12 protein-coding genes are annotated in these 14,250 nt (G+C 68.2%); 8 read left to right on the plus strand and 4 right to left on the minus strand.

The window, feature by feature from the left end; all coding sequences use genetic code 11:
* Window positions 1-1,079 (plus strand): type VII secretion protein EccE (locus H5J31_RS37710; protein ID WP_207899449.1); only part of this gene is annotated, 1,079 nt, incomplete at its 5' end.
* Here the strand turns inward: H5J31_RS37710 and H5J31_RS37715 are convergent.
* Window positions 1,072-1,548, minus strand: coding sequence for a TspO/MBR family protein (locus H5J31_RS37715; protein WP_181777445.1), 477 nt, complete (start codon window positions 1,546-1,548; stop codon window positions 1,072-1,074). The genes H5J31_RS37710 and H5J31_RS37715 overlap by 8 nt on opposite strands.
* A gap of 247 nt (window positions 1,549-1,795) precedes the next feature.
* Here H5J31_RS37715 and H5J31_RS37720 point away from each other — a divergent pair, with 247 nt between their 5' ends.
* Window positions 1,796-3,952 carry an ATP-binding protein gene (locus H5J31_RS37720; RefSeq protein WP_181777446.1) on the plus strand — a complete coding sequence of 719 codons (2,157 nt, stop codon included), beginning with the start codon at window positions 1,796-1,798 and terminating at the stop codon, window positions 3,950-3,952.
* A gap of 295 nt (window positions 3,953-4,247) precedes the next feature.
* On the opposite strand, the gene H5J31_RS37725 is transcribed toward H5J31_RS37720, so the two are convergent.
* The gene (locus H5J31_RS37725) at window positions 4,248-5,459 is read right to left on the minus strand and encodes a hypothetical protein (RefSeq protein WP_181777447.1); all 1,212 of its coding nucleotides are present in this window, start codon (window positions 5,457-5,459) and stop codon (window positions 4,248-4,250) included.
* A 318-nt stretch (window positions 5,460-5,777) separates the two neighbouring features.
* Between H5J31_RS37725 and H5J31_RS37730 the strand changes: the two genes are divergently transcribed.
* The 6 genes from H5J31_RS37730 (at window position 5,778) to H5J31_RS40310 (ending at window position 12,000) form a co-directional block, all read left to right on the plus strand.
* Window positions 5,778-8,762 (plus strand): tetratricopeptide repeat protein, encoded by a 2,985-nt coding sequence (locus H5J31_RS37730; protein WP_181777448.1) that lies wholly within the window; start codon window positions 5,778-5,780, stop codon window positions 8,760-8,762.
* Between the two features lie 384 nt (window positions 8,763-9,146).
* Window positions 9,147-9,491: a hypothetical protein gene (locus H5J31_RS37735; RefSeq protein WP_181777449.1), complete on the plus strand. Its 345-nt coding sequence runs from the start codon at window positions 9,147-9,149 to the stop codon at window positions 9,489-9,491.
* 61 nt (window positions 9,492-9,552) lie between these two features.
* Entirely contained in the window at window positions 9,553-10,314 is a 762-nt protein-coding gene (locus H5J31_RS37740; protein WP_181777450.1) for a nucleotidyltransferase domain-containing protein, read from the plus strand.
* Between the two features lie 64 nt (window positions 10,315-10,378).
* The gene (locus tag H5J31_RS37745; protein ID WP_181777451.1) at window positions 10,379-10,810 is read left to right on the plus strand and encodes a pyridoxamine 5'-phosphate oxidase family protein; all 432 of its coding nucleotides are present in this window, start codon (window positions 10,379-10,381) and stop codon (window positions 10,808-10,810) included.
* 78 nt (window positions 10,811-10,888) lie between these two features.
* A complete protein-coding gene (locus H5J31_RS37750) occupies window positions 10,889-11,665 on the plus strand; it encodes a hypothetical protein (protein WP_181777452.1) in 777 nt (258 codons plus the stop codon).
* A gap of 203 nt (window positions 11,666-11,868) precedes the next feature.
* Window positions 11,869-12,000, plus strand: coding sequence for a hypothetical protein (locus H5J31_RS40310; RefSeq protein WP_268881499.1), 132 nt, complete (start codon window positions 11,869-11,871; stop codon window positions 11,998-12,000).
* A 31-nt stretch (window positions 12,001-12,031) separates the two neighbouring features.
* Here H5J31_RS40310 and H5J31_RS37755 read toward each other — a convergent pair whose 3' ends face one another.
* Both H5J31_RS37755 and H5J31_RS37760 read right to left on the minus strand, forming a co-directional pair.
* Window positions 12,032-13,783 (minus strand): diguanylate cyclase domain-containing protein, encoded by a 1,752-nt coding sequence (locus H5J31_RS37755; protein WP_181777453.1) that lies wholly within the window; start codon window positions 13,781-13,783, stop codon window positions 12,032-12,034.
* 206 nt (window positions 13,784-13,989) lie between these two features.
* Window positions 13,990-14,250 (minus strand): FHA domain-containing protein (locus H5J31_RS37760; protein WP_181777454.1); only part of this gene is annotated, 261 nt, incomplete at its 5' end.

Below are 14,250 nucleotides of genomic sequence, written 5' to 3' on the forward strand. Positions count from 1 at the left end.
CACCACCGCCTGCCCCACCGGTAGTGGCCGCGAAGCGCCGTCCCGGCCGGATCGGGGTGCTGCAGATCATCTGCTGGCAACTCGTCCTCGTCGCGCTGGTCCTGGTCGCGGGCCGGCCCTGGCCGTTGGCCGCCGTGGTGGTCACCGTCGCCGTGGCGGCCGTGGCGCTGACCGCGATCCGGGTCCGCGGGCGCTGGCTCTACGCATGGCTCGGTTCGGCGTCGGGCTATCTGGTGCGTGACCGGGACCGCGATCTGCGGAACGCGGGCGAGGCGGGCCGGGCGCTGCTGGGCCTGCTGTCGCCGGAAGCGGTCGGGACCACCGGCGAGATCGGCGACGAGACGGTGTTCATGGTCAGCCGCGCCGACGGGATCACCGCCGTGCTGCAACCGAAATCGGCCGCACGCGAACAGCCGATGCCGTCGCCTCGGACGCTGCTGCCGCCCACCGGGGAACAGGTGGTGGACATCGCCGCGCAGGTCATCCACCACGCCGGCGCGGATCGCTCGCGGCCACCGCGCGCTTGGGTCGCGCTGCAGGCGCTGCGCACGGCCGACGTCCACCGCGACGCCGATATGCGGCAGGCACTCGGGAACACGGTCCGGCGCGTGCGGCGGCAACTCCGGCGCGACGGCCTGCCGGTCCGGGCGCTGGCCGAGAACGAGGTCCTCGGCACCCTCGCCTCCCTGTCGCACGTGACCGCCGGACGGGCACGGATCCGCGAGGAATGGCGGTTCTGGCACAGCGGACCGGTCTCGCAGGCGACCTTCCGTCTCGACGGCTGGGCCGCGCTGTCACCCGCGCCCGCGGCCCAGCTCTCACACCGCCTGCTCGCCGCCGTGCCCCGGGCCGCCGTGACGCTCGCCGTGACCGCACGCCGGACCGCGGACGAGAAGGAGCCCCAGGTCAGCGCGGCGATCCGGGTCGCCGCCGCAGGCGCTCAAGCGGTGGAACACGCCGTCCGGGACCTGGAACTCGCCGCGCGCCGGGGCGGACTCACCCTGGAACGTCTCGACGGCAGGCATGCCAAGGGGCTCGCCGCCACCCTGCCGCTCGGGATCGGTCTCGGGGTCAGTTGAGGACGACGATCGCGGCGTTGAGCGCCGTCGCGTACAACGTCCAGGCGAGGTACGGCAGCAGCAACGCGGCCGAAACCCGGGACGTGCGGCGGAAGTACAGCGCGGTGACGGCGATGGCGACGTCGAGCAGGGCGATGTCGACCAGGGCGACGGTGTACGCCCCGGCGGCGAAGAACAGCGGGGTCCAAGCGGCGTTCAGCACCAGTTGTGCCGCGTACCAGAGCAGCCCCGCGCGGTCGCCGCGGGATTTCCAGTACAGCCAGCCCGACACCGCGATCCCGAGGTACAGAACCGTCCACACCGGACCGAACAGCCAGGCGGGCGGGGCGAACGGCGGCAGTTCGAGTCCACTGTAGACAGTTCGGGCGTCCGCCGCGGCCAGCCCGCCGACGACCGCGGCCACCGCCACGGCGATCAGGAACGGGACAAGCGCCAAAGGCTCCCGAAGTCGTCCAGGGATCGTGGTCATTCGCGGCTCCCGTTCGTGCGGCGGCTCGACCTTCCGAGGGTAAGACCGCGAGCAGGCTCTCGCAGTCCAGAGTTACGTACACCGTTCGAGTGGCGTCTCTCCGGAAAGCAAGATCCGGTGGGAATCTACCCTTTTGAGAACTCCGCCAGAGCCGGGTCCGCGCCGATTTGTAGTCGAACATCACATGCAGCTTCGCCGTGAGGGCGGTACCGCGACGGGGCTCGTGTGACCAGACTCGGCGCAGGGGGTGCTGTTCACCATGGAATCAGGCGATAGACGTGAGAACAAAGTAACCGGAGACGTCTCCGGAACCTCGGTACAGGTCGGCGCCGTTCACGGCGACGTCTTCCTCCATCAGGGAGCGAAGCCGGTCGTGCCGCGACAGTTGCTTCCGGTGTCCGCGTCGTTCACCGACCGGGAACGCGAGCTGACCGCGCTCACCAGGCTGCTGGAAGACGACCATCGTCAAGGCCCGGCCTTGGCGGTGATCACCGGGTCCGGCGGAATGGGGAAGACAGCGCTCGCGTCACGCTGGATCACGAATCACGCCGACCGCTTCCCCGATGGCCAGCTCTATGTGAACCTGGGCGCCTTCAGCGCCGATGGACCGACCACTCCCGACGACGTACTCGGCGGCTTTCTCCGGGCTCTCGGTGTGCCCTCCGAGCAGGTGCCCGCCGAGATCGCCGAACAGGCTGCCATGTATCGATCCGTCACCGCGGGAAAAAGGTTCGCCGTACTCGCCGACGACGCGGACTCAGCAGCACAGGTACGCCCGCTGCTGCCGGCGTCACCGGACAGCGTCGTCGTCGTGACGAGCCGATGGCGTCTCGGCGCTCTGACCATGGACGGCGCGCGAGTACTCGTCGTCGATCCGCTGGACGAAGCCGCCGGCTTGACCCTGCTCAAGAGAACCGTGGGAGTTCAGCGCGTCACGACCGAGCTCGAGCGCGCGCGGGAACTGGTCGCACTCTGCGGCGGTATGCCGATCGCCCTGTGTGTGGCGGCCGCACGGCTGTCGACGAGACCGCGGTGGCCGATTTCCCGCCTGGTCGGGGTCCTCGCCGACGAAAAGCGGCGCCTGTCGGCCTTGAGCATCGCCGACGAAGCGATCGTGCAGGCGAGTTTCGATCTTTCCTCCGAAGAGCTGGACACGGAGACGGCGCGCGTTTACCGGCTGCTCGGCCTCCACCCCGGTCGCGACTTCGGCGTCGGCCTCGCCTCGGCCGCGATCGACCGGACGGCGCTCGAGACCGAGGATGCCTTGGATTCCCTGGTCGTCTCGAGCTTGCTGACCGACATCGGGCCCGATCGGTTCCAGTTCCACGACCTCGCCCGGGTGCACGCGCGCCAGCAGGCGGCCAGAGTCGATGACCAGGCGACCCGGGTGAGCGCGCTCCGGCGAATGCTCGACTGGTACCTCGACAACGTTGTCGAGGCGGACCTCGTGATAATCCCGCATCGCCATCGGCTCAGCCCGCGCTACGCGCAGGTGCGAGAGCTGTCGTCTCAGTTCTCCGGCACACGAGACGCCCTGGACTGGGTGGAACAGGAACTAGCGAACGTCGTCGCGACCATGCGCGCGGCCGTCGACCATGGCTGGTGGAATGAGGTCTGGCAATTCTGCGAAGGCTTGTGGGGCTTCTTCCTCTATCGCAAGCATTACCACCATTGGGAAAAGACGCACAAATGGGCCGTGGACGCCGCGCGGCACTGCGAAGACCCCGCCGCCGAAGCGCGTATGCACATCCAGCTCGGCTACGCCTACCTCAACACCGAGAGATACGAGGACGCACGGAGACAGTTCTCGGCCTCCTTGAAAGCCGCGCAAACGATCGAAGACATCAGCGGCGAGGCGACAGCGTGGGAACATCTCGGCGTCGTCGCCCAAAGCACTGGAGGACACCAGAACGCGCTGGAGTGCTTCACCCGCGCCTTAAGGCTCGCGGAACAGGCGGGCCAACGCCGGGGTGTGGCACTGCATCTGAGGCGGATCGGAGAGGCTTGTGCCGCCTTGGGCCGGATGCGAGACGCGATCGGGTACCTGGACCGCTCGGCCGCCGAAGCCCTGGCAATCGGCGACACCGTTCTTCACGCACGAGCCCAGATGAGAATCGGCACCTCCTATCTCACTCTGGGGCGCATCGGCGATGCTTCTCGACTATTGGAAGAAGCAGCGACGGCATTGAACCATTCTGGAGCGGATCCTTATTTCGCCGAAGCACTCGAAAGCCTCGCGGAAAGCAGGCTGCGCGAGGGCGACACTCACACAGCCCGCGTCCATCTTCGACAAGCGCTGGAGATCTATCGCAAATCGAGAGATCTCAAAGCACACCGGGTGGAATCCCGGATCGCGGCGATCGCCAGCGAAACAGAACGCTCTTCCGAACCACAGTCGGAATAGCGGTGCCAGCCGGCGATACCGGGTTCGACCACCGCCCGAAACGGGCCGGGGACGGACCGGTGATCCCGGAACCGGACCAAGTCGCCGGCGATGACCGCGGAGGCTCCGGGCAACGCGCGCAGCACGTCGCCGGCGCACCGCCACGCGCCGTCCGGAGCCGCCGGACAGAGGACAAGGTCCGCGCGACGCAGCCAGGTTTCGGGCGTCCGGCTCGTCCAGGCCACCAGCACGTGGTCCGCAAGGCCGCATTCGTCCGTCCACCACACCTCGACGGCGGCGCCGTACGCCCGTGCTCTCATATGCCCGGCGATTCTCGGGTGAGCAACGGTACCGGCGCGGCTCGAACCGGACGGTCCGGCTCGCGAATCCCGAGAATCCGGTAGATCTCCTCCCGGAGCCGGACTCCCGCCCCTCCCGGCATCGACGTGATCCGTTTCTCGATGGCGGCGAGGCGACGCCGGGGACACGCGGCGACGAGGTCTTCCACCTGGGTACGCAAGGGCCGGGCGGGGTCGAGAACCGGAGCGACCTTCCAGAGTCTGCCCGCGAGGCTTCCCTTGCGGACGTCGAGCGCGGAGCCGGGGTTGAGGAGCACCGGCCTTCCGAGCCCGGCCGCGTACTGCGTCACCGAGCCATGATCCCCGATCACACAGTCCGACGCGACCAACGCCGCCCGCCAGCCTTCGTCCGGTGGCAAGAGCCGGATACCGGCTTCGAGTGCCTCGGCGAGCCACGCCCGAACCTGCCGGGCTCCATGGGCCGACCACGTCAGCGGGTGCAGAGCGACCATCACCTGATACTCATGGCGGGGCAGACACGTGGCCAGCCGGGTGATCAGATCCAGGTTCCCGCCGAACAGGGAATGCTGTGACCAGGTCGAACTGACCATCACCAGCTTCTGGTGGGCTTCGACGCCGGCCGCATCCCGGTAGCGCAGCCGTAAGGGCATGCTCGCCCGGATCCTGTCGTAACACACGTCGCCGGCGACGACGACCCGCGAAGCGGCCTCGGGAAAGGCCCGTCGCATCCTCTGAGCGTCGTCCTCGTGGGCGAACACCACCGCTTCCGGGACCACCCGGCCGTCCCGCACGAGCAGATCCCTGGGGTGTCCAGGGATCACGTCGACCGTCTGAGGGCTTACCCGCGACCGGATCCCCCCGGTGCCATGGGGCAGCACCATCACCGGCGCATCCACTTTGTCTATGTCCACATAGCTGGCGGCGAGCGCCAGGTCGAACCGCATCCGCAGGGCCTGGTGCCATGGCAGGACGAGCCCGCCCGAACGGCGCAGGTACTCATCGACGCCGGGCCAGGTGTCGGGGCCGTCGGGGATGGTGAAGGCGACTTGGACCCGGTGATCGGCCTCGAGCAAGGGCAGCACGTCCGCCAAGCGGGTGCCGGCCGTCATATGCGGCACCACCGCGAGCACCCGGCGGCAACCCGTCCGCGTAAGCCATCGCTCGGCCGTCCTGCTTCCCGGCACACGCGCCCAAGAGCCCCCTGTCATGACCGCCCCCGTCCCACGACCGACGAAATTCGTAGTCGTTCCGCCATTCCCGCCTCCACTCGTTTCAACGATTCATCGTCACTGCGGAAAAGAGTGGAGGCCCGGTCGTTCACCCCCCTGTTCCGGGAATAACACACTCCTTTCACGAGATGCCAGAGACATGACAGATGCCTGTCAGACCCCTTGCGAACTGGCCAGATCCGGATTCACCTGCGAAACTCGTCCATGGGAGCGCGGTCACTTCGGTGACACCTTGGGAGGGGAGGCGCCGTGGAGCAGCTCATTTCACTCGGTTTTCTCGGCCAGACAATCGTACGGATGCACGGCCGTTTGACCGTGCAATGGGGAAGGGCACAAGAACACGCCGTCCTCGCCGTGCTGCTCGCGCAGGCCGGTCGGCACATTCCCATCCAGACGCTCGTCCGGCAAGCATGGCCGGAGGAGCGAAGACCTCAGAATCCCGGTGCGACACTGCATACGTACGCGAACCGGGTACGCGCGACCCTGCAGGACAGCGACACGAACGCGAGACTCGACAACACCGGGGGCGGTTACCAACTCAGTGTCGATCGTAAGTCGATCGATTACTTCCGACTCAGCGAACTGATCACTTCGGCGCATCAAGCCGCGCGCGAACACGATCACGAACGAATACGATCACTGCTCGAAGGCGCTCTCCCGCTTTGGCGGGACATTCCCTTGGCGGAAGTGCACACGGAATGGGCGGAGAATTGGCGTAATTCCGTCGTCTCCGACGAGTGGATACCCGCTAACGGCCTGCTGATCGACGCGTACATCGGACTGGAGAAGTACGACCCCGCGCTTCGCAGGCTCAATGATCTCCAACGCGAGCACGGGTTGATCGTCAGTCTCGCCCGTCGCAGGCTGACTCTGCTGCACAAACTGCGGCGCCACAACGATGCCAACGAATACTATCTCGCGGCCCGCAGGAAGCTCCTCGACGACGGCGACCACCAAGGCGCCGAGGAACTCCGGCATTTCCAGGATTCCTTCCCTCAGCCCGAGCCACCGCCCACGGCCACCTGGCTCCCCTCGCCACGTCGTGAACCGAACGTCCCACTGCTGCTGCGCCGATTACCCCGCGACGTCACTGATTTCACCGGCAGAGAAGGACTCCTGACGTCTCTCGACCAGCTCACCGGAGCGAACGAAGGCCCGCCGCGCCCCGCGGTGATCGCCCTTGTGGGGGCCGCCGGAGTAGGCAAGACCGCCACCGCGGTGAAATGGACGCACCGCACCAGTGCCCGGCACGCCTTGGGCACCTTCTTCATCGACCTCCATGGTGACGGCACCGCGCCGCGCGTCGACGTCGCGGAGGTGATAGACACCCTCCTCGACGCTCTGGGCTATCCCGTCAACTTCATCACCGGCCCGGCCGGTCGCGAGACCAAGCTGCGATCGCTTCTCGCCGAACACCCGATGCTGATCGTCCTGGACAACGCGGCGGACAGCGCACATGTCCGCCCGCTGCTCACCGCGCTGGCCGAATGCGTCGTCTTGATCACCTCACGCCGTCGTCTCACCGCGCTTTCGGTCCGCCATGACGTCCGGAATCTCACCCTCACCACCTTGCCGTTGACCGACTCGACCGATTTCCTGGTCCGGCGCATCGGCGCGCGCACAGCTCGGGAACCGGAGGCCGTCGCGCAGCTCGCGCGCATCGCGGACGGGCTTCCGCTCGCCCTCACCCTCATCGCCGAACGTGCCGCCAACCGGGCCGGGACGACCTTGACCACCCTCGTGCGGCAGCTGCGGGATCCCGACATCCTGCTGCACATCGGCGATGACGGCGACGGCACGGACGCGAGTCTCAACTCGGCCTTCTCGTTGGCGTACCGGGCGTTGACCCCGGCCGGCGCCCGCGTCTTCCGATTGCTGGGAATCCACCCGGAGGCGGAGATCAGCGTCGAAGCGCTGAGCGCGATGGCGGCCGCCACCCGTCTGGAGACCCAGCGGGCACTGGACGCGCTCGTTTCGGCCCACCTCGTCTTCCAGCCCGCCGACATCGATCGCTACCGCGTCCACGATCTCCTGCACCGCTACGCGGCCATCCTCGTCCGGGACGATCAAGAATTCGCGACGGCTCAGCGCCGCATGCTGTCCTACTACCTGCACAGCGCGGACGCGGCGCGGCGGACCGCCTTCCCCCATCGGCAAGGACCGCCGTTGCCCGCCATCGAACCGGGCTGCGTCCCGCACCGTTTCGACGACGCGTCTGAAGCTCTTCGCTGGAGCCTGCTCGAGCGCTCCAATCTCGTATCGGCGATCTTCTATGCCGCACACGAAGGCCTGCACGGCTATGGGTGGCGTCTACCGCATTGCCTGATCGACGCACTGAAGCGCTACGGGCTGTACGAAGACGGCATCAGCACGATGACCGTCGCCATCTCGTCCGCGGTCGCGGACGGAAACATCCACGCGGAAGCGTCTTCTCTCAACGACCTCGGCGAAATCCACCTGATCACCGGAGCGGACGACCTGGCGGACCGGTACCTGAACCAGGCACTCGAGCTGGCCAGGCGGCATCGGATGGAGATGGGCGAGGTGACCGTGATGCTGAACGTCGCCCGCAGGCACCAGTACGCCGGCCGGCTTCCCGAGGCCGTCACCATCTACCGGGAGTGCCTGCGGCTCGCGGGGTCCATCGGCGATCAGGAACGTCGCGCCGTGGCCGCCCACCGGCTCGGCGACGCCCTCATCGAACTCGACCTTCACTACGACGCCCTTCCCTACTACCGGCTGGCACTCGACCTTCGCCGGAAGGCGAACGACGTGACGGGCACGGTCGCCACTCACACCGCGCTGGTCGACCTGTTCACGACCCTCGGACAACTCGACGCCGCGGAATCCCACCAGCGTCCCGCGTATGAGCTTCTGGAACACGTCCGCGGTCTGACGGCCGCGATGCGCCTGTACACCGTCATGGGCGAGCTCGCCCACGCTCGGCGGCAAGACCGGGACGCGTTGCGGTACGCCCAGCACGCCATCGAACTGGCCGAACGGGCGAACCATGTCAACGGGCGGGCCAGGGCCTTGGTGGCCTTGGGGCGGATCCTGGCCGATCGCGGGAACCGTGAGGACGCGCGGTGGGTGTGGCGGCAGGCCGCCGAGCTCTACCGGGACACCGGCAGGGAACGGAAAGCGACGAAACTCGACGCTCTCGTCGCCGAGATCGACGGCCCCGATCCGGTCGTGCCGCTCGCGAGGTCGGGCGACGAGGACACCGTCGCCCTTCCGGCGCCTCCTCGCCCTTTAGGTAGACGGACTCACCGCAAAGAGTGAATATTTGCCGCCATGCACGGTTCCACCGGGCGATGCGCCACTAAAAGTGCATGCTGAACTGGTCAGTAACCAACTTTCCGTAGCTTGGGAGATTTGCGGCCGCGCAGCAAGATCCACTAACCTGCCGACGCTGCCGGTCGGGTCGGGGTGACGGGCAGCCCCTGCCCCATTTTTCACTTTCCCAAGGAGCAAGTTGCTTACTCCCACGATTCTCGCTGCGCTGGATGCCGTACCCACGCTTTTCGCAGCGGTCGCAAACTGGTGGAACTGCTGACGCACAACGGGTTGCCCGGACTCCGGTCCGGGCACCATCACCGCCGGGCGGCCGAGTCGCGGTAGTCTGGCGAGGACCGCGATCGACCGGAACCGACGGGGAGCGATCCGATGCCAGAACCGGTCCTCATATCCCTCGCCGCCGCGCTCGCGGCCCGTTCCGTGATCGGCTTGTACAAGCTGGTGAAGGACAAATTCTCCGACGACCCGGAGGCGACGGCGGTGCTCGAAGCCGCGGAAGGCGCGGCAGAGGATTCCTCCGAAGTCCGGGCGCTGGCGACACGGTTGTCCACGGCCGAAGCCGAAGACCCGGCGTTCGCGGAACGGCTTCGCCGTGAATGGGATCGAACGGCCGGGCACCGAGCGGAGACCGGCGGCGTGGTGAACACGGTCTCGGGCACCGTTTCGGGCAAGGTCGTGCAAGCCCGTGACGTCCACGGGGACATCTCATTCTGATGCGGCTCCAACGAATAACGCGTCGCGCACCCCCGGGAACATCCTTAGAATCCGTCATCCGATGACTGACGAAACCTTCCTCGCCCACGTCGCCGACACCCTGGCGGCCCTGCCCGCCGTGCGGGCCGTCACCCTCGGCGGATCGCGGGCGCAGAACACGCACACCCCCGACAGCGACTGGGATTTCGCCGTCTACTACCGCGGCGGCTTCGACCCGGCGGATCTGCGCGCCGTCGGCTGGGACGGCGAGATCTCCGAAATTGGCGCCTGGGGCGGCGGGGTGTTCAACGGCGGGGCGTGGCTGACGATCGACGGCAGGCGGGCCGACGTCCACTACCGCGATCTCGACGCCGTCGAACATCACCTCGCCGAAGCCCGGCAGGGCCGGTTCCACTGGGAGCCGTTGATGTTCCACCTCGCCGGTATCCCGAGCTACCTGGTGGTCGCCGAGCTCGCCGTGAACCGGGTGCTGCGCGGAGACCTGCCACAGCCCGCGTTCCCGGACGCGTTGCGCGAAACGGCTCCGCCGATGTGGCGAGGCCGGGCGGAGCTGACGCTGCGCTACACCCGGGGTGCCTTCGTCCCGCGCGGTCAGGCCACCGAGGTCGCGGGTGCGCTCGCCACCGCCGCGATGGAGACGGCGCACGCGGTGCTGGCGGCCCGCGGCGAATGGGTCACCAACGAGAAAAGGCTGTTGTCGCGGGCGGGCCTGCGGGACATCGACGCGATCGTGGCCGGGCTGAAGGCGGAACCCGGAGCACTCGATCAGGCGGTGAGTGCCGCGGAGGACCTCTTCCGGGCGGTGAATTCCGTGATCGGGTAGCCAAAATCGCCCGATATGATTGTCGGGTTTGGTCCGGCGGGGCGGGCGGGTTGTAGTGGGTGCCATGTCCACGACCGATGTCTCCGCCCTCGCGCGGACCACGCTGGCGACCCACCAGTCGCTGTACCTCGCCACCGCCGGCGAATCCGGCCCCTGGGTGAACGGCGTGTTCTTCGCCGAGTCCGACCTGTTCACCCTCGTTCTCGTCCTGGAGCGGCGAGGCCGCACCTTGGCCGCGCTCCGGCACAGCCCGGTGGCCTCGGTCATCGTCTCCACCGGTTCGCCCGCCGACCCGTTCCTCCAGGCGATGGTCCGGGCCGAGATCCTGGACGGCGACGAGGCGCAGGCCGCCCGCGACCGGCTCGTCGCGAAGGTGCCTTACGTGGCGCCGTTCCTGGACACGCCCATCGAGACCGTCCAGCTGCGCGTGGACTCCTGGCGTGTCACCGACATCCCCAACGGGCTGCTGCCCGGCAAGGACCTCGCGGCGGTCTGATCCGCGAAAACCCCTCTCGTCCGCCGGGTCGCGGCGGTAGCGTGCTGCCGACCACGACCGGCGGCGAGGGGGGCGAACGTGCACGGCCGTACCGGGGCAGCCGGCCAGATCGCCCGGCATGCCGGCAACATCGCGGCCGCGCGGCTGCGGTTCGCGGCGGTGCACGACGCCAGTTCCGCGATCGCGGGCGCGGACGGCGCCTACGGGCGGCTGTGCCGATGGGTCACCGAGAACTTCCAGGAAAAGCACACCCGTCAGGACGAACTGGTCGAGTTCGTCGAGGAGAACCTCAGGCTCATCGGTGACACGCTGAGCGACGAGACCCCGGTGTCCGACCCGGTCCGCGTCGCCGCCTCGCCGTCCCTGATCGCCCCGGTGACCATCCGTCCGATGGCGCGGGCGGGCTGGCGGATCGAGGACGTCGAGCCCCTGCGCGACGTCCTGGACCGGCTGACCGGCGAACCGGACGTCATCGCCTCGCACGCCGCGACCTGGTGCAACATCGCCGTCGAACTGGCCGCCATCGCCGACGAGCTGGAGGACTTCGTCGAATTCGACATCTCCGGCTGGTACGGGGACGAAGCCGACGAGCACCGGCGTCTGATGGGCAACAACATCGAGGCCATCAAGGGCCTCAGCTCGATTTCGGCGGCGCTGGCGGAGATCACCGAAAGCGTCGGTGTCCTGGTCGCCCAGACGAGGCGGATCGTCCACGACCTGATCGCCGACCTGCTCACGGTGTCCGTCTCGGCGCCGCGGGCGAGGACGTTCACTCGGTGGGCCGGCCGGATCGCGGTCTACGCCGTCGCGCTCGACACCACGCTCACCCATCTGAACGAGCACCTGAACGGCTAGGGCGTGTTTCACAAGTCGGGTTCGCGGTCTTCGCGCCCAGGCGGCCCCTGACGGCACGAACCACCTGGATCACGAAGCCCATCGAACAGACTTATGAAACACGCCCTAGGTCGCGTCTGGTCGTGTGTCGCGCGTCACGGAATGACCGTCGATCTTGAGCGCTACATAGAGGAAAGAAACCCGTTCGCCTTCAAGGGAGTGACATGTCCGCCACCGCCACGCCGGAAGAAGCCACCACCGCTCTGGCCGTCCCCGCGCTCGACGACTTCGACTTCCCGCTCACCGACGGAGCCGCGTGCCGCATCGACGACCCCGACTGCGAAGCCTGCCAGTGAGGTCAGGGCCGGAGAGCGCGCTCTCCGGCCCTCAATCCAGGGGGAACGTCCGGCCCACCCAGATCTCCGCCTCCTCACGGCTGAGGTGTTCGGGCAGGTAGGTCCCTCCTCCCACCATCACACCGAGGTCGCACAGGGCGTCCGCGTGGCTCTTCGAACGCACGCCGAGGGCGCCGACCTTGAGGCCCAGTTCTCCGGCCCGCTCCACGACGCGGCGGACGTTGCGCCGCGCGGGCTCCGGCGGATCGTCGTCGCCGAGGACGTCGACGAGCTGGCCGGTCAGCAGCACGCCCCGCGCGGACACCCGGTAGTCCGGGATCAGCTCCAGATCCGGCAGACCGGTGATGACGAGGATGAACAGCACTCCGAGCCGGCACAGGTGACCGAGTGATTCGACCAGGTCGCCGCGTTCGTCGAGGAGGGCGTCCGCTTCGGCGCACAGCATGAGGTGCCGCGGTTCGAGTCCGACGTGGGCCAGTTCCGCGCGGACGATGCCGACCAGATCGGCGTCGATCGCCATCCGGCGCGGCAGCGTCAGGCACACCATCGGCGCCCCGTCCCCGAACCGCGCCTGCCATTCGGCCTTCGTCCGCAACGCCTCCGCGAGCAGGTACTTGCCGAGCGGGACGGTCATCCCGGTCATTTCGGCCAGGGGAAAGAACTTCTCCGCCCGGATCGGCCCGTGGGCGGGATGGTTCCACAGCAGGACGGCGCTGAGCGAGGTCACGATCCGCGCGTCCGGAAGCACGACATGCGGTTGGTACGACACGCTGATCTCGCCGAGTTCCAGCGCGCCGGCGATGGCGGAAGCGAGCCGGTAGCGGTGTCGATCGGTTCTGCCGGCCTGTGGGTCGAACAGCACCCACTGCGCCTTGCCGAGTTCCTTCGCGCGATGCAGGGCGACCTCCGCGGAGCGGATGAGCTCCTGGTACTCCGCACCGGGCACGTCGGAGACGACGATCCCGACGCTGGCGCTCACGCCGACGCCGATGTCGTCGACGTAGACCGGTTTGGCCAGCTCCCCGATCGCCAGCTCGGCGAGGTTCACCACGGCCGCCGGTTCGAGATCTCCGTGCAGCGCCACCGCGAACCCGTCTCCGAACAGCCGCGCGACGAAGGCGCCGTCCTCGGCGAAAACCGTCCGCAGCGTGCCCGCGACGCCGCGCAGCACCAGATCCGCGACCTCGGTGCCCAGCCCGTCGTTGACGACCTTGAAGCCGTCGACGTCCAGGAACAGCACCGCGATCCGCCCGCGCTCGCGAGCGGCGAGCAGGGTCTCCAGTCTGGTCCGGAAATGCACGCCGTTGGGCAGACCGGTCAAGGGATCGTGGAGCGCCTGGTGCTGGAACGTCTCCTGGAGCCGCCGCAGTTCGTGCACGTCCTCGAACATCAGGATCGTGTGCCTGCGGCTGTCACGCGAAAGCGTCGTGGCCGTCAGCCGGACGAACCGCACGTCCTCGTCGGCCGCGCCGATCGCGAGCTGCTCCACGACCTTGCCGCCGGGTTCCAGCCCGTCGAGGGTTCTGCCGAGCACGGAGCGATTCCGGTAGCCGTCGCCGAGTTCGTCGACGCGCACACCGATCACGTCGTCCTCGCTGCTCGCGCCGGTCAGCCGTAAGAAGGCGGGATTGACCGCGCCGATCACCCGGTCGGCGTCAGCGAGTACGACACCGAGCGGGCAATGTTCGTAGAACAAGGCGAAGCGCTCTTCAGCCTCTTCCAGCGCGGCGGCCGACCGCCGGGCGGACTCCGCCGGTTCCGGTGCCACCTCAGGCTCCGGCACGGGGCATCCCTTCGGGTCTTTTCGGGCTTTAAACCGCACCACGCCCGGCGGCCCCTGTCCACCGGCCATTCGGGTGTCCGGAGAGGGTCAAAGGTGTCTCGTACCCTTGGCGCCCGGCCTCACGGCGGGTGTTGCGAAAGCCACTTTCGCAACCTTCAACGTTGCGAAAGTGGCTTTCGCAACACCTTCCACCCAGCTCGCCCGGACTACGCGCGTGTGGTCCCGTCCACCGCGCTGAGCGGCACGCCGCCGCTCGTCACCGCCAGCACCGTGTCGCCGCAGCGGACGAGGTCGCCGGGAGCGAGCGGGACAGGCCCCGTGACCCGTTCGCCGTTGCGGAAGGTCCCGTTGCGGGAACCGAGATCCGCCAGCACGGGCCCGCTCGCGCCGACGGTGATCTCGGCGTGGCTGCGGGAAGCGGCACCGTCGTGGCGCAGTGCGACGTCGCCCGGCGACCTCGTCCGCTG

The organism is Amycolatopsis pittospori, assembly GCF_013870525.1.
In the GTDB taxonomy this organism is placed as follows: Bacteria; Actinomycetota; Actinomycetes; order Mycobacteriales; family Pseudonocardiaceae; genus Amycolatopsis; species Amycolatopsis pittospori.

Coding starts and splice junctions, on each gene's coding strand:
- H5J31_RS37735 (WP_181777449.1), top strand. CDS start 9,147: ATGCCAGAACCGGTCCTCATATCCCTCGCCGCCGCGCTCGCGGCCCGT.
- H5J31_RS37745 (WP_181777451.1), top strand. CDS start 10,379: ATGTCCACGACCGATGTCTCCGCCCTCGCGCGGACCACGCTGGCGACC.
- H5J31_RS37740 (WP_181777450.1), top strand. CDS start 9,553: ATGACTGACGAAACCTTCCTCGCCCACGTCGCCGACACCCTGGCGGCC.
- H5J31_RS40310 (WP_268881499.1), top strand. CDS start 11,869: ATGTCCGCCACCGCCACGCCGGAAGAAGCCACCACCGCTCTGGCCGTC.
- H5J31_RS37715 (WP_181777445.1), bottom strand. CDS start 1,548: ATGACCACGATCCCTGGACGACTTCGGGAGCCTTTGGCGCTTGTCCCG.
- H5J31_RS37730 (WP_181777448.1), top strand. CDS start 5,778: ATGCACGGCCGTTTGACCGTGCAATGGGGAAGGGCACAAGAACACGCC.
- H5J31_RS37725 (WP_181777447.1), bottom strand. CDS start 5,459: ATGACAGGGGGCTCTTGGGCGCGTGTGCCGGGAAGCAGGACGGCCGAG.